At 50.1% G+C, this 18,969-nt stretch carries 17 protein-coding genes; all 17 read right to left on the minus strand.

The window, feature by feature from the left end:
* Positions 1-3: 3 nt before the first annotated feature.
* Positions 4-1,149: an NnrS family protein gene (locus tag AC1RVX_RS14665; protein WP_493217329.1), complete on the minus strand. Its 1,146-nt coding sequence runs from the start codon at positions 1,147-1,149 to the stop codon at positions 4-6.
* A 60-nt stretch (positions 1,150-1,209) separates the two neighbouring features.
* Positions 1,210-1,593 (minus strand): putative zinc-binding protein, encoded by a 384-nt coding sequence (locus AC1RVX_RS14670; RefSeq protein ID WP_493217330.1) that lies wholly within the window; start codon positions 1,591-1,593, stop codon positions 1,210-1,212.
* The gene (gene ubiT / locus AC1RVX_RS14675; protein WP_493217331.1) at positions 1,593-2,045 is read right to left on the minus strand and encodes a ubiquinone anaerobic biosynthesis accessory factor UbiT; all 453 of its coding nucleotides are present in this window, start codon (positions 2,043-2,045) and stop codon (positions 1,593-1,595) included. Before ubiT ends, AC1RVX_RS14670 begins: the two co-directional genes overlap by 1 nt.
* A 15-nt stretch (positions 2,046-2,060) precedes the next feature.
* Complete coding sequence (locus AC1RVX_RS14680) at positions 2,061-2,990, minus strand: U32 family peptidase (RefSeq protein ID WP_493217332.1); 930 nt, start codon at positions 2,988-2,990, stop codon at positions 2,061-2,063.
* 2 nt (positions 2,991-2,992) lie between these two features.
* Positions 2,993-3,997 carry a ubiquinone anaerobic biosynthesis protein UbiU gene (ubiU, locus tag AC1RVX_RS14685; protein WP_493217333.1) on the minus strand — a complete coding sequence of 335 codons (1,005 nt, stop codon included), beginning with the start codon at positions 3,995-3,997 and terminating at the stop codon, positions 2,993-2,995.
* Between the two features lie 85 nt (positions 3,998-4,082).
* Positions 4,083-4,775 carry a Crp/Fnr family transcriptional regulator gene (locus tag AC1RVX_RS14690; protein WP_493217334.1) on the minus strand — a complete coding sequence of 231 codons (693 nt, stop codon included), beginning with the start codon at positions 4,773-4,775 and terminating at the stop codon, positions 4,083-4,085.
* A gap of 156 nt (positions 4,776-4,931) precedes the next feature.
* Positions 4,932-5,579 carry a response regulator gene (locus AC1RVX_RS14695; RefSeq protein ID WP_493217335.1) on the minus strand — a complete coding sequence of 216 codons (648 nt, stop codon included), beginning with the start codon at positions 5,577-5,579 and terminating at the stop codon, positions 4,932-4,934.
* Between the two features lie 145 nt (positions 5,580-5,724).
* Positions 5,725-7,662, minus strand: a complete 1,938-nt coding sequence (locus AC1RVX_RS14700) for a type IV pili methyl-accepting chemotaxis transducer N-terminal domain-containing protein (RefSeq protein WP_493217336.1) — start codon at positions 7,660-7,662, stop codon at positions 5,725-5,727.
* A gap of 54 nt (positions 7,663-7,716) precedes the next feature.
* Positions 7,717-8,412 (minus strand): carbonic anhydrase, encoded by a 696-nt coding sequence (locus tag AC1RVX_RS14705; protein ID WP_493217337.1) that lies wholly within the window; start codon positions 8,410-8,412, stop codon positions 7,717-7,719.
* Between the two features lie 30 nt (positions 8,413-8,442).
* Positions 8,443-9,450, minus strand: coding sequence for a GTP 3',8-cyclase MoaA (gene moaA / locus AC1RVX_RS14710; RefSeq protein ID WP_493217338.1), 1,008 nt, complete (start codon positions 9,448-9,450; stop codon positions 8,443-8,445).
* Between the two features lie 84 nt (positions 9,451-9,534).
* A complete protein-coding gene (locus AC1RVX_RS14715) occupies positions 9,535-10,830 on the minus strand; it encodes a hypothetical protein (protein ID WP_493217339.1) in 1,296 nt (431 codons plus the stop codon).
* A 55-nt stretch (positions 10,831-10,885) separates the two neighbouring features.
* Positions 10,886-11,314: a hemerythrin domain-containing protein gene (locus AC1RVX_RS14720; RefSeq protein WP_493217340.1), complete on the minus strand. Its 429-nt coding sequence runs from the start codon at positions 11,312-11,314 to the stop codon at positions 10,886-10,888.
* Between the two features lie 39 nt (positions 11,315-11,353).
* Positions 11,354-12,100 (minus strand): peptidylprolyl isomerase, encoded by a 747-nt coding sequence (locus AC1RVX_RS14725; RefSeq protein ID WP_493217341.1) that lies wholly within the window; start codon positions 12,098-12,100, stop codon positions 11,354-11,356.
* 144 nt (positions 12,101-12,244) lie between these two features.
* Complete coding sequence (gene narI / locus AC1RVX_RS14730) at positions 12,245-12,928, minus strand: respiratory nitrate reductase subunit gamma (RefSeq protein ID WP_493217342.1); 684 nt, start codon at positions 12,926-12,928, stop codon at positions 12,245-12,247.
* A gap of 14 nt (positions 12,929-12,942) precedes the next feature.
* Entirely contained in the window at positions 12,943-13,602 is a 660-nt protein-coding gene (gene narJ, locus AC1RVX_RS14735; protein ID WP_493217343.1) for a nitrate reductase molybdenum cofactor assembly chaperone, read from the minus strand.
* Between the two features lie 52 nt (positions 13,603-13,654).
* Entirely contained in the window at positions 13,655-15,208 is a 1,554-nt protein-coding gene (narH, locus tag AC1RVX_RS14740; protein ID WP_493217344.1) for a nitrate reductase subunit beta, read from the minus strand.
* The gene (locus AC1RVX_RS14745; protein ID WP_493217345.1) at positions 15,205-18,933 is read right to left on the minus strand and encodes a nitrate reductase subunit alpha; all 3,729 of its coding nucleotides are present in this window, start codon (positions 18,931-18,933) and stop codon (positions 15,205-15,207) included. The genes narH and AC1RVX_RS14745 overlap by 4 nt, the downstream gene beginning before the upstream one ends.
* Positions 18,934-18,969: the final 36 nt, after the last annotated feature.

Consider the following 18,969-nt stretch of genomic DNA (forward strand, 5'->3'; position numbering starts at 1 on the left):
ACCCTAACCGGATTGGCCATCTGCACGTGCTTTAAGGTAGATAGGTAACATCATGCTTATCCAGCCTGCCAGCAGGAGCAACCAAGCCGTTGCGGATAGGGTGATTAACAGGGGGAGCGAGAACAAGCTCGCACTAATGCGCAACAAGGCAGCCAGGTGCAATCCAAGATACATGCACCACAACAGATTCGATACCTGCAAGGGCCGGCCACTGTGTCCAAAGGAAACCCGGCTCACGAATGCAACCAGCATGGTTCCCATGAAGCCCAGACCCAGGGCATGTATCGGCGCAGAGCCTACCTCAAGACCAAATGCAGATGCTGCCTGCAACGCAAATACGATGGACAGCCAGGCAAACGAAAAGTGCAGCATCGCCAGCAAACGGTTCGCCATGCAACGCATGACACCCCACCGCCATGAGGTATAGATGAAACTCAGGCTCAATGCTGTTGCAGTGATGGCCTCAGGTAGATGCCATTGCATGATGCCAGCGACCACCAGTATCAGGCATCCGCCCAGCCACATACCCAGTAACCAATAGGGACGCCAGATGTCATAGGGTCTTATTACGTTGCTGCTGAAAAACGGCAGCATGCGATGACATACCGTCAAAAATACCGGCAGTAAAAAGCCGAAAAAAGCACATTGCCGGGCAATCATCCAGGCACCGTCCCAACCACCGCTCCATATCAGGGTCGCAGCAATAGCACATGCACCACCACACATGGCAACGAAAATGGCCATGGCATGTTTTTTATCCGGCACGGTACTGCGCTGTATCAGACTACCCCAGCGCCAGGTCACGGCAAGCCAGGCGCACAGCATCAGGGCAAACCCGGAACTACGCAAAGCATGCAATCCAAGGCTAGCCGCCAGCATTGCCAGTATCAATCCACAGAAATAAGTAGCGCCATGCAGTAAAAAATAGTCATCTTTTGTTGTGACTCCTAACCATTTAGGGCCTGCAGTAAAAGTAAAGCCCAAAATGAATAAGGGAAAAACACCCAATGGCATCAGCAAAGCATGCAAAGGTATTGCCATCGTTTGCGGATGTTGAACCTGCAACCACCACCAGAAAAACAGGATAAAGACAGCCACTGCACCGAGAAAAAAATACAGCCTGTGGGGGGCGGTTGCAAGGCGTTTCATGATGGCTGGTCCGGTAAGTAAATAAAGCTCAGGAATAATTCAAGCTAAGTATTGTTGACATCAATCTGTCAGCACTTTGGAATTTAACGACTGCAACGCCATCTCTATGGTTTGCCATACCTGCTGCGTCTCATCTTCAGTTGCATCAGCATGAAAACGCTTGCGTGCACCCTGCTGATTCAGCACCAGGTGAACATCTGGCTCTACCCCGGCTTGTTGCAAACACGCTTTGGCACAAGCCAACGCACAGCCATCCAGAGCAAGTATAATCCTGCCAGACTGGGCGAGCTTGACCAGACTGCTGACACCCCCACCAACGCCGCTAATGCACGACATTTGTGCCTTTTGCTCACGGTCCAGTCTGACCGCGCAATCGTTAGCCAACTGAGCAACGCTGGAACAGCCTGAACATGCATAGACCAGGGGCAAGGGATCGGTTTTCATCACATAGTCTCACCGGCATGGGTAAAACGCTGGGCAAACTGACTCAGCCAGACTGGACGTTCACTTGCATCTATCCAGTATTTCACGGCGACACCCAGTTCGGTATCGCCTTCCATTTTCAAGCGACGACGGAAGAAAAGTGTATCTGCATCCTCCTGACCCGAAGCCAATTTGAAAAAATCCATGGCACTGGCAGACAGGCTGACATCCGGCTGAATCAAAGAAGAACGTGACTTGAATTTACCTTGATCACAATAAAAGCAAAGTGACAGACCCAGATCTTCCACCTTGATACGAAAGCTTTTGCCATACAGGCTTTCCGGCGCTACCAACAGCGCACGTCGCCTGGCCAGTTCCAGCATCAGCATTAAAGGCGCATTCGCCAGAGGTGCAGGCAAATAACTACCCAAAATCTGTACGCCTTTAGGAAAACGAAAATTGCTCAAATCCATTTTATATAGTCCTCGTTAGCCTATCTGTTCGTTAGCCAACCATTGCATGCCAGGTTTATCTACCCAATAACCATTGCTGCGCTGTGCATGTGGCGGCAATAAGCTTTCACTGACAATAGCACCAGCGCTTTTTTTCCTGGCGTCGTCAAATGCTGAAATCACTTCTGCCATACCTTGTGCTTGCGGCTGCAGACGTAAAATATCAACCTGCATCGCAGTCAGTTCGGGCAATTGCGCCCCCAGATCGAGACAGTTGGCACTTTGAGTTTGAATACCGTTGATCGTTAAAAAATCCTTGCCTTCACGCGTCGCCAACGCCAGGCCATCGGGATATTGTTCACAACGAAATTCACAACTATCCTTGCGCAAGCGATGATGTCGTGCGGTGAAGCAGCGTGATGAAAACGCCAATGCAAGCCGTCCCCATACCTGCACTTCAGTCTGCATCTGTTCGCCACGCTGGCGCTGCAGCGTGGCAAGATCGTCGCGGCCCATTTCTATCGGTGGTAAAAAGCGACTGGCGCCCAGGCTGGCAAGCCATGACAGCGTGTCTGCATGGTAGATATTCAAATGCGGGCCAGCGACAAAGGCCTTGCCCTGCATGGCACGCACGGCACTGAAATCGTTAGCTTCGACCAGAAAATCTTCAGCACAGGCACGCTCTATCATTCTTTGCATATTGCGCCGGTCAGCTTCGCTGTCAATCAGCGTCAGGCTCGACAACACCACTTGCTTGCCGGCAGCACGCAGTTCCTTTCCCAATGCCAGCCAGTCATCCAGCTTCATCAGATGTCGTCGAGAGCAAATGACTTCCCCCAGATAGACAATGTCGACCGGCCACTGCATCGCGTCGACATAAAAACGCATAGTGTCTTCTTTTGACCAGTAGTAGGCTAAAGGTGCGAGAGAAAGTAAAGGTGCTGTCGCTTGTAAGTTGTCAGACATATTCATTTCCATGGACGTTCAAAAGCGCCCTGTGTGACCTGCGCGCCTTCGGCATGGCGAGCCAGGCTGGCTTGCCAGTCGGTACGCGGCGAATAGCGTTCGGGATCACGCTGTGCAGCGTCAAGGGCAGCGCGCAAGGTGCCGACCACCTGGCTCACATAGCTGGGACTGCGTTGCCGGCCTTCGATTTTGATGGCTGCAACGCCCATATTGATGAGTTTGGGCAGCAGGCCTATAGCATTGAGGCTGGTTGGCTCTTCCAGTGCGTAACCAATCTCGCCCTCGACTTCAAAGCGCCCTTTACACAAGGTTGGGTAACCGGCTGCTTCGTCTGGCGCATAGCGATCAATCAGGGTTCCCCCCAGACGGGCATACATGGTCTGTTCTTTCTCTTCCCAACTGACCGCATGGGCTGGGGAACAAACACCTTTGTTGTTGGGCGAATCGCCAGTCACATAACTGGATAAAAGACAACGCCCTTCTGCCATGACACACAGGCTGCCGAAACCGAAGACTTCGATTTCCACACTGGTCTGACGGATGATTTTTTCAATTTCTGACAAGGTAAGAACACGTGGCAATACCGCCCGCCTGATCGCAAATTGCTCTCGCATCAGTTCTATGGCATCGAGCGTCGTTGCTGATCCCTGTACAGACAGATGCAAGCGTAAATCCGGGTAGCGGTCACGCGCATAGGCCATCAGGCCGGGATCAGCCAGTATCACGGCGTCTGCCCCCATCTGCACTGCAGTGTCAATTGCGGTCCGCCACTCTGCAACAGCGCGCGCCTGAGGGTAGGTATTAATGGCAAACAAGATTTGCCGACCACGTGCATGGGCATAAGCAACACCTTGCCGGATGTCATGGTCACCGAAGTTCAGACCGCCAAAATTGCGTGCATTGGTCGCATTGCGCAAACCGAGGTATACCGCGTTTGCCCCTTTGTCCACCGCTGCTTTTAAGGCAACCAGACTACCGGCAGGAGCCACCAAATCAATAGGTTTCATGACGATAAATGGTAACGAAAATTATTTGCATGCTCATTGTCCTGGGTCAATAAAACGCGTTGGCAATTATCTGCTCCAGAGTGCATTAACCCAGAACCGGAACATTTTTTTGATAGGATTTCAGTGCTTCTGCCGAATCGATGTGAATAGTGGCACCGCATACCTTGATCAATTGCTTATCTGTCAATTGGTGCAGGACACGTGATAAAGTCTCGGGGGATAAGTTCAATAATGAAGCAACCAGATGTTTTTTGAGTTCCAGGCGAATATCATTGCTACTCTGCAAGGCAGATAGCTGCAACAGATAATCGATCACTCTTTGTGTTGAATTTTGCAGGGAATAGCGCTCAACATTGCGAATAAATCCCAATAAGCGATAAGACAGCCCTGCCATCATTTGCCGCGAAATCATGGGAGAGCGATCCAGCAATTGCAGTAAGGCATGCCGGGGAATTTTCAGCAGCAGAGTATTTTCCAGGGCTTCTGCATAGAAGGGATAGGGTTCATCGAGGAACATCATGGCTTCGCCCAGACTTTGCCCTGCGCGAATTAATTCCAGAACCTTGTCATTACCTTGCAATGAAGGGATGCAAAGCTTCATCAATCCAAATACGACAATGTATGTTCCTTCTGCGATGTCGCCCTTGCGAAACAACATCCCGCCTTTATCCAATTCTATCTTGACGACTTCCTTTTGCAGTTCACTGAAATCTTCTATCGAAACTTGACGGAAGAGTGCATGATTTTGCAGCAAACTCAACAAATTTATTTTAGTCATCACAGATCTCCGGCAAACTGATAGAGATCAAGTGTAGAAGTGGCGGGCTCCTGTGCCTATACTCCGGGAGGACTAGACAGTTGCTGCAAATGGATAAGGAAAATAAAAAGCTGGCGCGTTAATCTGCCTCGGTAAGTAGGATTTTTTTCGTAATCTCTAATTTTTATCCAGGCCATGCTCAACCGCATACACGGCAATCTGCACACGGCTGGTTAAATTCAGTTTCTTTAGAATATTTTGCACATGAATTTTGACTGTGCTTTCCGCAACATCCAGATTGCGGGCAATTTCTTTGTTGCTTTCACCACGTGCCAAACAGATCATAGTTTCGCGTTCTCTGGGTGTCAGCTTTTCCTTCTTGGGGATGTTGCTTTGATTGTGACCGGAACGAAATTGCATGACAAGCTTGGCTGTCATGGATTCGGCGATCACCGGTTCGCCTGCAGCAGCGCGTTTGATTGCCTGCGTCAGATATTCGGCTTCTATATTTTTCAATAAATAACCACGCGCACCGTTCTTTAATGCCGTGGTCAAATCTTCGGCTTCTTCGGATACGGTTAACATTAAAACCGCCGTGTCAGGTAAATCTTCAACGATGAGCTGCATCGCTTCCAGCCCTGACAAGCCCGGCATATTCAAATCCATCAGCACCACGTCAGGACGCAATTGTTTTGCCCGCTTGACGCCGTCCAGGCCATCAACGGCTTCGCCCACCACTTCAAATTCTGGATTGCGCTGCAGCAGCAAGCGGATACCGCTACGAAAAAGAGTATGGTCATCCACTAACAAAATCTTGATTGGCATTTATTTTCCGTGCTTTCTGTTTTTTTATACAATGAGGACTGACGCAAATTGTCCGGCAAAGAGTAGTGACAGTCTTTAGTACGCGACCCCAGTAGAGGCGCTGCAACGCAGCAGGGCAGTTTTTGCGTAGGCCTTGACAATGACATCATGCTACCAGACGTTCTTGCCGCAATAACTCCAGTGCGATTGTAGTCCCTTCGCCAACCTGACTCTGGATATCAAATTTGGCGGCCAGCCGTTCTGCTCGTTCCTGCATAATACGCAAGCCAACATGTGCTTCGCCTTTTTCGTGAACGCGATTCATATTGAAGCCCTCGCCGTCATCAGTCACCGTCAAGGAAAAATCACGCTCGTTATGTACCTTGACTCTGACCTCACTGGCCTGCGCATGCTTGCGCACATTTGACAAAGCTTCTTGCAAAATGAACAGTACTTGCAATTGCTGCTCAGGTGCAAGTGGCGCGCCATTGCCGACAAATTCAATCTCACCATGGACACCGGTCTGGCGCTGGAATTTACTGACGACATTGCGCATTTCCGATTCCAGATTACTGTCTTGCAGACGCGTGCGAAAATTAAGTAATAGTTCCCTTACGTCTTCGTAGCTTTCTTGTACTCCAGCGCGCAACAGGGGGGTGATATCTTTTATTTCTTCTACGTCATTGCGACTCAGCGAGTCTTCCAGCATCTGTACTTGCAAATTCAGGAAGTTCAGGCCTTGGGCAATGCTGTCGTGCAAACCCTGAGCCAACAAGTTGCGTTCATTCGATACGGCAAACTCTTTTTCTTTGGCGATCAGTCGCTGGTTTTCAATTGCGGTACCCAGATTTTTCCCCAAGATTTCCAAAAGACGCCGCTCTTCGCTAGTGACGTTGCGTTCTTTTGAGAAATGTAATGAGAAACTGCCTATGACTTGTTCGCGTGACAGTATCTGGAACACAGCAAGCGAGAAAAAACCCTCTTCCAGACAACGATAACGACGTTGCTGATCCAACTTACGAAAATCCCTGACGACAATAACACCTTGGCGAGTGGCCGTACCACACAGGCAATCTTCAGCCTTGATGCAATGTTCTTCTTCTATCATTTGCTCCGAGATACCTTCATGGACTGTAATATGCAAGTTGTCACTACGGTTATCCAGAATCCGTACAGTGCCGCCATCGGCTTCTATTCTTTGCATTATCCTGTGCAAAAATCCTCGGCATAACTCTTCTATCGCGTGGGGCCCTGCCAGGAAACCGGCAATTTCATACAGGGTACTGATCTCATGATTCTGGTCTTGCAACTTGGCTGTTTTTTCTGCGACACGCTGCTCCAGCGTACGATGCACAGTTTGTACATGATCCGCCATGTTGTTAAAGGCTTGGGCAAGAACACCGAATTCATCCTCTGTCTCTATTGGCAGTCGCACGCTCAAATCATCTTTGGACATACGGGCGATACCTGCCTGCATGCGGGTCACCGGACCGACTATCCATAAATACAACAGATATAACAGCGCAATACTGGCCGCCAGTGACATAAAAATCAATGTGGTTTGGCATAATCGCAACCAGGTCGTTTTCTCTGCCAGATCCAGTTCTACCAGCGACACCAGTTTATTGATGCTCTCTACAAAAACCGGAAGCTCTTTTGCATACCGTGCAAGCGCCAATTGCTTATTTTGAGAATTTGTTTCAATCAACACTTTTCTTGCATTAATTTGAATATGTTGCTGCCATTCATTTTGCACCAATAGCATTTGCTCATGGATAGGCTCGGAGCTTGGCAAAAACAGGGGGCGTTTCGCATCCCCAGTTTGCAAATCGGCCAAAGTGCGATTGAAATCGTCCAGTTCTTGCTCGATCCTGGTGGCACTCTGGTTATGTTCAAGTTCCATGGCCAGACGGTAAGAACGCATACGCAAACTACCCGCTTCATTGATCGCTGCGCCGCCGCCCTCTAATTGCCAAGATAGCAATAAAGTATACCCAACGGCCGCCAAAGTAAGACCTAACCCAATCAGGGTCGTCAGCAATATCCTGAAAGTGAGGCGTTTACCTACGGGTAAGTCAGTAGGTGAACCTTGTATTGGATTCATGGCAGGTACTTAATTGGCATAGTTAAATGAAGTATATGCTCTTTGCAGGATATTTTATGGCTCACTGTAAGAGATGTCCTTAATTTTGGTTTTAGCAGAAATGTTTAGCGGGCATACCATTGGTAAAAATGCATCTGAACGTTCCGAATATGCCAGCAAGGCGCCGTTACTCATATCAAAGTACCATCCGTGCAAGGCAATTTCGCCTGCAGCTTCGCGCTCGGATATCCATGGAAAGCTACGTAAATTATTCAAGGAATTAATCACTGCGCCCAATTCGCAGGCACGGTTTTGTTCTGGTTCTGAGCAATTCACCAATTGCTGCAACACTTGCTGTTTGACTGGCTCAACTATTTTCATCCAGCGTCCAATAAAATCGATTTGCCGACTCGGCTGGTATCCTTGCATCAGAGCGCGAATGCCACCGCATTTTTCATGCCCCATGACGATGACACGCTTGACATTCAATGCCTCGACGGCAAACTGTATTGCCGCGCTGACGCCGTGCTGCTGTGCTGATTCATTGCAGGGTGGCACCAGGTTGGCAACATTGCGAATCACGAAAATATCCCCAGGATCGCAATCCAGTAACAGGGCAGGATCCACGCGTGAATCACAACAGCCGATCAATAAAGTCGTGGGATTCTGACCGTGATTCAGCTTTTCATACAGGCGATCTTCACCCGTAAAATATTTACTCTGAAAGCGCTGAAAACCTTCGATGAATTGCTGAATATTTCTGACTTCCATTTTTTACTCCGCTTTTATTCCATTGCGCTGCTAGCCGCCGGTCTGGGACATGAAACGGATAATTTTTTGTGGTTGCTCCTTAAATTCATGGCGCTCTGGTTTTAATTCTATTGCTGTCCGTATGGCTGTTTCCAGCTCTGCATCACTGACACCAGCGCGTAGCAAAGGGCGCAATTCGAATTTCTCTTCCTGACCCAGGCACATATACAAGGTGCCATCTACCGACAAACGCACACGGTTGCACGTAGCGCAGAAATGCTGGCTGATCGGGGAAATGAATCCTATCGTGCCTTTACTGTCGCCCGTCATCCAGTAACGGGCAGGTCCTCCACCCAACTCTGCCGCAGCGGGAATTAAATTAAATTTGCTGACCAATTGATCACGTATCGGTCCAATATCCATATATTGGCTATTGCGCCCGGTTTCGCCCATGGGCATCGCTTCGATCAGACGCAAGATAAAGCCTTCTTCAAAACAGAATTGCGCCATGCGCATGATTTCATGGTCGTTGATGCCACGCATCACCACCATGTTGAGCTTGATGGGGTCGAAACCCGCTTGCTTGCCAGCTTGCAGCCCGGCCATGATGCTGTCGAAACTGTCACGCCCGGTGATTTTTTCTGTACAAGCCCGGTCCAGGCTATCCAGACTGACATTGATGCGGTGCACGCCTGCGTCATGCAAGGTTTGAGCATGTTTGTGCAATTGCGTCGCATTGGTGGACAGCGAAATATCTTTCAAACCTGGCAAGCTGGATAATTGTGTCACCAGTTGTGGCAAGCCGCGACGTAACAGCGGTTCGCCACCAGTCAAGCGCACACGCCCCACTCCCATGCGGGAAAATGCAGCAACAACACGCGTGACTTCATCAAAGCGCAACCAATTCTCTGGCTCTTCAAAACCGGAGAACCCTTTGGGCATGCAATAACTGCAACGCAGATCGCAACGATCAGTTACGGACAGACGCAAATAACTGACCCGGCGACCAAAACGGTCTATCAGGGAAGATTCAGATGAATGGGAGGCAGGAGTGTCCATATCTGCATTGTGGTCGCTGACATGCAATGGCACAATTCGCCGCAAAGCTAAAGATGAATAGTTCTTTTGGCGTATATGGATATTTTAGCCGGTCTGAAACACGGCTTTCAATTCATGCCGATAACGCAATAAACACTTAATCAGCAAGGTGCCAAGATATGCCTGTGATATTGAAAAGGTAATTCCTGCCAGCGGAGCAAGCCAGACCGGTGCTAGCGGCAATAACAACAGCAAGCCAAATGCCAGTAATACGGTACGCGCTTGCCATATCAGCCGCTGGGGCGGCAGTACTGCCTGCATGGTGGGTACGCGTTGCCCCATTGGTGTCTGTCTTCTCAAATGCAGAAACACCAGGAATGGAATAATTTTACCCAGCATTGCATTGACCGGTAATACCGCACCACCAACCAGTATCAGCACTCCAATCCACCAGGGTAGTGCCTGCAACATAAAACCCGGCAGGGTAGCCCCACCAATATGCTTGAGCAAAGCGGGCAGAGCAGCCACAAGCGCCGCGCACATATAGCTGGCAGCACACACCAGCCATAAGCCCCAGACCGGATCAAAGCGACGCCTGGCACGCCAGACAAGCACAACCGAAACAAACGCCAGCAGGAAAATCATCAGGCAGGCAAACAGCAAAGCAAACTGCTGCAGCGCTGGCCAGAATGCCAACAATAGCGGTAGCCACAGTACACCGGGTAATGCCCTTTGCCAATAGGCTGACGGTCGTTTCGTTTGCCAGAACATGGGCACCGTGGTCGATGCGATACCAACCACCAGCGTCGCTATCCAGCCAGTCAATCCCCAGCCCACATGCAGGTTCAGCAAGTAGGTGACATCAAGTTGCCACCACCCGGCAAAGTTGCCTGCCAGGCCGATACCCAGTGCCACGACCAGAAAAAACGCCAGTGCTATCCACCGCAAAGTACGAGTGGTGGCATCGACGACTACGATCTTGCACGCCGCTGCCAGCAAAGCCAATATAACTGCGCCATACAGTAGCAAAGCCAGCATGCCGGCAAAAATGAAACCTTTGGTGATACCCTGCAAAAATCCCAGGCTAAGGCCCGTTGCAATCAAAGCAGAGCCAAGCGCAACAAAAGGGGTTATTCTGCGTGCGCCTGTCACTGCTTGTCCTGCCACCACAGGCATTAATTGAAACAAGGCACCAATCATGATGGGTGCCAGCATCCCCAGTACCAGACAGTGAGTCAGCGCCAAAGTCAAAGGTGCAAACCTGTCCGGCAAGCCCTGATGAGGGCCTAACACCAGCAACAGACCCGTCAACATACCCATCCATGGCGCAGGTAATAAACAGCCAAAGATAGTGGCTGGTGATGGGGATAGCTCGTAGTTAAGAACTTTCAGGCTAGCCATTGACGTGCATCAGGTTCTTGACCTCATCGGATAAACAGAGCAAACGGCCCCAGTCTTAACCGCAAGAACAGGCACCGCAACAAGTACTACCCATACCCAGAACCGCTTCCAGATTGGGAATACTGCCACCACACATGGGATACAGGATGTTCTCTTCTTTAACATTATGCTGCTGGATCAAGACGTTGAGTGTATCCAGGACAGCCAACGCCTGATCTGCCTGGCCAGCTTCGATGGCAGCACTTGCCTCATCACGCAAACTGCGGATTTCAGCATGCTCACTGCGCATGACCACGGTCGGGCCATTCTGCATTCCGGTCGCTTTTTCCAGTGCAGGAAAAAGCTTGTCTTCTTCAAGTTTGAAATGACTATCCAGTTGCTCGCTGAACAAACGGAAATTACGTCCGGCTGCAGACATATCCCCCTTGTGCAAAGCAGCTTCACAGCGATTTAACTGCTCATCACATTCGTTATGTTGAAGCACGAGTTTTTGCATTGCCTGTGACATGATTCACTTTCTCTTTTACTGAACGAGCGGAGTATCCGCACCTTGTATATCTATGCCAGAAATCTTTGCACGCCCCACCAGCAATTGCAGATACTGGCGCAAGGCATGATCGTGACTGGCCCGATGCATCGCCTTGGCGATACTGTTTTCTATATCTTCAAAAGACAGCAAGTTCCCTTCCATCTTGCGACCTACCTGAATGATGTGCAGGCCGAAGCGTGTTTCCACCAGTTTGGGAATAATGCGTCCAGCATCTGCCGCAAATACAGCTTGCTCAAACTCTGGCACTGTCGCACCGCGTGTTATCTGTCCCAGGCTGCCACCCACTTCACTTGACGGGCAATTTGAATTTGCCTTTGCACATTCGGCAAACAGAGATGGATTTTCAAGCAAGTCTGCCAGCACCACGGAGGCATGTTTGCGCAAGACTTCCAGATCAACACCGGGCGTGACCTGAAACAGGATATGACTGGCTTCGGCCAGTTCACCGACCTTGAAGCGATCCGGATAGGCCTGGTACTGACGCAGACATTCGGCACGCCCAGGTGTCGGCACTTTAACTTCCTGCAGCAGCAAGGCATCGATGCGGGCATCTTCGTCTTCTTGCTGAAAGCCCAGATGTCGTGCCTCATCGAGCAAGACACGACGCAGTACCAGAGCAGTCATGGCACTTTTCATCGCATCTGGGGCATCCTGATGCGCTGGCAATTCCTGCTCCATATCGGCGTCTGTCAGTTCGTAATCATTGACAATGACTGGCATATTGTTCTCCCTTACTTAACTCAACTTACGTTATCAGGACTTACGCAAAATCGTCCCAACAAGGCGCGGCGACGAAGACAGTACTTTAGTACGGCAAGGAGCTGCAACGCAGTTGGGGCGGTTTTGCGTCAGTCCTATGAAAAATCAGCGTGGCCTTACCAACTGCCATGCACGGCTGATATAAGTTACTGAAGCAAAACCGCTCCAGACATGCACCAGACGGGTGAACGGGAAGATCACGAACAAGCTCAAACCCATGAATAAATGCAGCTTGAACAGCAAAGGTGCAGCAACGATGAACTCGGCAGCATCTCCTTTGAAAGTAACGATGTGCTGCGCCCAGGTCATCAGCAACACCATCATGTGGCCATCACTATGATTTGCCGATTCAAAAATTGTCGACAAGCCCAGGCCCAGTGTCACAAATATCCATAACAGCAAGACCTTGTCACCCGTTTTTGTCACCGCAGCAATACGGGCATCAGTAAGACGACGGTGCAACAAGATCAGCAAGCCCAACATGCACAGCGTGCCAAAGATACCACCAGCAACCATGGCGATCATTTGCTTGAAGCTGTGGCTGATACCTACTGTGTCCCACACGATGACCGGGGTCAGCAAACCGACCAGATGGCCGAAGAACAGACCTAACACGCCCACATGAAACAGGATATTGCCCAGCCGCAGATTGCCGGTATGTAGCATCTGCGAAGAGTCACTCTTCCAGGTATATTGTTCACGCTCAAAACGCGCCAGGCTGCCAAACAGAAAAATGGCCAGCGCGATGTAGGGATAAATCCCGTAAATAAATTGATGCAGATAAGTCATGAGGGTCTCCCTGATTATTGGGCTGCAACAGCGCCTTGTTTAGGCTGTCTGGGATAAAAATTCACTGGATGCGTGCCCGACAAATTGGGCTTCAATAAAGGTTCCACGCCATCCGCACCAGGACCAAAAGTTTCCATTGCATCATCCATGTCACGTACCGGAGGCTCCCCCTGTTCATGTGGTACCACATCAGTCAATGTTGTCAGCAACAAAAACAGATTGGCATAGGGGCTGTCCTTGCGTTGCAAACGCATACCTATCGCTGCCAGCACATGAATGGCTTCGCCAAGCAGTTTTTCAGACGTTGTTTCATCCATCAGACTCAGGAACTCCAGGAACAGCGGAACGAAATCCGGCAATTCACTGGCCTCTGGCTCAAAACCATGGGCGCGGTATTCTTCTATCAAATCGACCATGGCCTGCCCACGGTCACGGCTTTCACCATGAATATGTTCAAACAGATGCAGGGACAATGAATGTGTGCGGTCAAACGTACCTACATAGTTTTCTTGCAGCGCTATCAGACTGTTTGACTTCAGATAACTCAATATGACTTGCAAGGCATCCAGAAATTCTGGCTCATTTTGCAAGGCTTGCTCAATTTCAGGCAAGGCTGCAATGAGATCCGGCTGCGGGTAGCTCATCAATGCCGATAAAATGCGATAAATTTGCATACGATTTCCTTTTTTGCGTCAGTACAGGGCGCATTTTCTGCGCCCGGACAAATTATTCGGTGGTCGACATTTTCTTGCGCGACTTGGGCATTTCCACAAAAATCACGCTGCCTTGTGGTTTCTTGCCAAACAGGGCACCATCCGAGGTACCACCCGAACAACCGTTACCAAAAGTAAATCCGCAACTGCCTTTTTCATTGAAGCTGTCTTCCACCATTTCCTTGTGTGAAGACGGAATCACGAAACGATCTTCGTAGTTGGCAATCGCCAGCGTCTGGTACATGTCTTCCACTTGGGCGGCATTCAGTCCGACCTGTTTCAACACTTCATGATCCAGTTGTCCATGCACAGTTTCAGAACGTTTGTAGGCGCGCATGGCCAGCATGCGTTCCAGGGCATTGGTTATCGGTTCTTCCTTGCCTGCTGTCAGCAAATTGGCCAGGTAACGCACAGGGATGCGCAAAGACTTCACATCAGGAATAATGCCGTTCATGCCCATATGACCTGCTTCTGCTGCCTTTTGGATAGGAGACAGCGGCGGTACATACCAGACCATAGGCAAAGTGCGGTATTCCGGATGCAGAGGAAAAGCAATCTTCCATTCCATCGCCATTTTGTAGACGGGGGATTTTTGCGCTGACTGTATCCAGCTTTCAGGTATCCCATGCTTGCGCGCTTCGGCTATCACTTCCGGGTCATGCGGATCCAGGAAGCAACCAAGCTGCGCTTCATACAAATCCTTTTCATCCGGCACCGATGCGGCTGCCTCAATTTTGTCGGCGTCATACAGCAAGACACCAAGATAGCGTATGCGACCTACACAGGTTTCTGAACAAACAGTAGGCTGACCAGCCTCAATGCGTGGATAGCAGAAGGTGCATTTTTCAGCCTTGCCCGAGCTCCAGTTGTAATAAATCTTTTTGTATGGGCAGCCAGAAATACACATGCGCCAGCCACGGCATTTATCCTGATCCACCAGCACGATGCCGTCATCTTCGCGTTTGTAGATCGAACCTGAAGGGCAGGAAGCGACGCAAGCCGGATTCAGGCAGTGTTCACACAGACGTGGCAAATACATCATGAAGGTGGATTCAAAGGTGCTGTACATCTCTTTTTGCACACCTTCAAACAAGGCGTCTTTGCTGCGTGCGCTGAACTCGCCACCAAGATCGTCTTCCCAGTTCGGGCCCCAGACTATCTTGTCCATTTTCTTGCCAGTCAGCACAGAGATAGGGCGGGCTGTCGGCGGTGTCTGCATCAAGGGCGCATTTTGCAGATGTTCATAGTCAAATGTGAATGGCTCGTAATAATCATCAATCGAAGGCAAGTTCGGATTGGCGAAGATATTGGCGAGTATGCGCAGCTTGCCGCCCTGCTTTGGCTCCAGCTTGCCGGCCTCATTGCGGTGCCAGCCACCTTTCCATTTCTTCTGGTTTTCCCATTCCTTGGGATAACCTATGCCTGGCTTGGTTTCAACATTATTGAACCATGCGTATTCAACACCGTCACGACTGGTCCAGACATTTTTGCAAGTGACTGAGCATGTATGGCAACCGATACACTTATCCAGATTCAGTACCATGCCGACTTGTGCGCGAATTCTCATGATGCTGACTCCTCTTCCAGTTTGCCTTCCAACCAATCAACTTTCTTCATTTTTCTCATGACAATGAACTCATCCCTGTTGCTGCCGACGGTACCGTAATAGTTGAAGCCGTAAGCGAGTTGCGCATAGCCACCTATCATGTGGGTAGGCTTCAATACAGCACGCGTCACCGAGTTATGTATGCCGCCGCGTTTGCCGCTAAGTTCCGCTCCAGGGGTATTGATGATTTTTTCCTGGGCGTGATACATCAGGCACATACCTTTTGGCACACGCTGGCTGACCACGACACGTGCTGTCAAAGTGCCGTTGCTGTTAAAGACTTCAACCCAGTCGTTATCCACCAGGCCGGCTTCTTTCGCTTCGCCTTCAGATATCCACACGTGTGGACCACCGCGGCTCAAGGTCAGCATGCGCAGGTTGTCAGAATAGGTAGAGTGGATACCCCATTTCTGATGCGGCGTAATGAAATTGAGAACAATCTCTTTTTCACCATTCGGCGATTTATTCAACATCGGTGCCACAGTTTTTGTATCAATAGCCGGTTTGTAGACACACAGACCCTCACCAAAATCCAGCATCCAGCGGTGATCCTGATAGAACTGCTGGCGGCCAGTCAGCGTGCGCCATGGAATATATTCGTGCACATTGGTGTAACCGGCGTTGTAACTGACTTCTTCAGATTCCAGGCCCGACCAGGTTGGTGCTGAAATGATCTTGCGTGGTTGCGCCTGCACGTCACGGAAGCGAATCTTGTCATGTTCACGACCAACCGCCAGATGCGTGTGATCACGACCTGTAATCTTGCCCAGCGCTTCCCATGCCTTGACTGATACATGACCATTGGTTTCCGGTGCGAAGGTAAGTATCATTTCGCAGGCATCAATGGCACTTTCCAGACGTGGGCGACCTTTGCTGATACCTTCTTCAGTCACGACCTTGGTAATACCGCCGATTTCTTTGACTTCATGTTCGGTATTCCAGTTAATCCCTTTACCGCCATTGCCCAGTTTGTCGAGCAAAGGACCTATCGAAGTAAACTTCTTGTAGATATCTTTATAGTTCCGTTCTACGACAAAGAAGTTAGGTGCAGTCTTGCCAGGTATCAGGTCGCATTCACCTTTTTTCCAGTCCTTGGGTTCAAAAGCCTGACCAAGTTCACCCGGGGTATCGTGCATCAACGGTTGCAATACGATGTCGTTACGGGTACCAAGATATTCACCACCAATTTCAGTAAATTTCTTGGCGATGCCTTTATAGATTTCCCAATCCGTTTTGCTTTCCCACAGCGGTTGCACTGCTTCGCTCAATGGGTGAATGAAGGGATGCATGTCAGAGGTATTGAGGTCATCCTTTTCATACCATGTTGCAGTCGGCAAGACGATATCGCCGTACAGGCAAGTGGTACTCATGCGAAAATCAAGGACCACCAGCAAATCAAGCTTGCCTTCTGCCGCCACCGGGCGGTATTTGACTTCAGAAGGTTTGACCGCTTCATCCGGGTCATCAAACAAGGCATTTTGTGTACCCAGCAAATACTTGAGGAAGTATTCATGACCTTTGCCAGAGCTGCCAAGGATGTTCGAGCGCCAGACAAACATATTGCGTGGGAAGTTTTTAGGATTATCCGGATCATCGCAACTCATGTTGACTGTGCCTGATTTCAGACTGTTCTTCAGATAATCTTGTGGTGTCAGGCCGGCTGCCGCTGCCGCGTCACAGACATCCAGCGGATTGGTTTCCAGTTGCGGTGCTGACGGTAACCAGCCCAAACGTTCAGACTTGGCATTCATGTCTATCATGCTCATGTGGCTGATCCTGGACTTGTCCGCAGTCGGCGCAAGAATCTCATCCAGCGCCAGTTTCTCATGACGCCATTGGCTGGTATGGGCATAGAAGAAGCTGGTGCCATTCATCTGGCGTGCAGGACGCATCCAGTCACTGGCAAATGCCAGTGGTGCCCAGCCAAACTGTGGACGCAGTTTTTCTTGTCCTACATAATGCGCCCAGCCACCACCGGATTTACCGATACAACCGCACATCATGAGCATATTGATGATGCCGCGATAAATCATGTCGTTGTGATACCAGTGATTCAAGGCAGCACCGACGATGACCATGCTCTTGCCTTCGGTGTCATGGGCATTTTGTGCAAATTCGCGCGCTACCTGGATGACCAGATCACGCTTGACGCTGGTATGTTTTTCTTGCCAGGCTGGTGTGTAGGGGACATCATCGTCATACGATGACGCAACCGCACCACCCAGACCCTGATCAACACCATAGTTCGCCATTGACAAGTCATATACAGTCGCCACCAGGGCAACACTGCCATCCGCCAAAGTGACCCGTTTTGCTGGCAAATGACGCAACAACATATCATTGGCATCAGCACCGCCAAAGTAATTGAAACCAACGGCGACCACTTCGTCATGCGTACCGACCAGGCTCAATTGCGGATCAATTACACGGCCGGAATTGCCGTCTTTGGCTTCCAGATTCCAGCGACCGACTTTGGCTCCGTCGTCAAATTTCCCCTCGCCCCAGCGATACCCAATAGAACCGTTGGGGGACACGATGTCACCAGTAATTTCATCGATAGCCAGGGTTTTCCAGTCTGGATTATTGGCTTCGTTCAAATTGCCAGGTAGTTGTGAAGCGCGCAGCATCTGATCTGGCACATAGCTGCCATTACGCTCTACCAGGCGTACCAGCATGGGCATGTCGGTGTATTGTTTAACATAGCTGCGGAAATAGGCCGATTTATTCCCGAGATGGAATTCCTTCAGTATCACATGGCCCATGGCCATGGCGAGCGCGGCATCAGTACCCTGCTTCGGGGCCATCCAGATGTCACCAAACTTGACCATTTCACCAAAGTCAGATGAAATGGCTACTGTCTTGGTACCTTTGTAGCGAACCTCAGTATAGAAGTGGGCATCTGGCGTACGGGTCTGCGGCACGTTCGATCCCCATACCATGAGGTAAGTCGAGTTATACCAGTCAGCGGACTCAGGTACATCAGTTTGCTCACCCCAGATTTGCGGACTGGCTGGTGGCAAATCACAATACCAGTCATAGAAAGACAGCGGTACACCACCGATCAGACTCAGGTAGCGTGAACCGGCAGCATAGGACACCATGGACATAGCCGGGATAGGTGAAAACCCTACCACACGATCCGGACCAAATTTTTTGATGGTATAGGCATTCGATGCAGCAATAATTTCTTGCGCCGTATCCCAGTCAGCACGGACAAAGCCACCAAGGCCGCGAACTGACTTGTAGCGTTTGGCTTTTTCCGGATTTTGGCTGATGGCTTCCCATGCCTCTATCGGCCCCATGAGTTTGCGGGCTTCTTGCCACATTTCCATCAGGCGGCCACGTATCATCGGATATTTGACGCGCTGTGCTGAATACACATACCAGCTATAGGATGCTCCGCGCGGGCAGCCGCGTGGTTCATGATTTGGCAGATCAGGGCGGGTACGCGGATAATCAGTCTGCTGGGTTTCCCAGGTAATCAAACCGTTCTTGACATACACTTTCCAGGAGCAGGATCCAGTGCAATTGACGCCATGGGTGGAACGCACAATCTTGTCGTGCTGCCAGCGGCTGCGATAGCCATTTTCCCATTTTCGGTCTTCTTCTACCACGGCGCCATGACCATCGGAAAAGGTAGACTTCACCCGCGACATGAACTTCAATCTATCCAGAAAATGACTCATCGTAACTCTCCATATCAGGTGGGCGACGTACCCACA

Source organism: Undibacterium sp. GW821-FHT11B02, assembly GCF_058808955.1.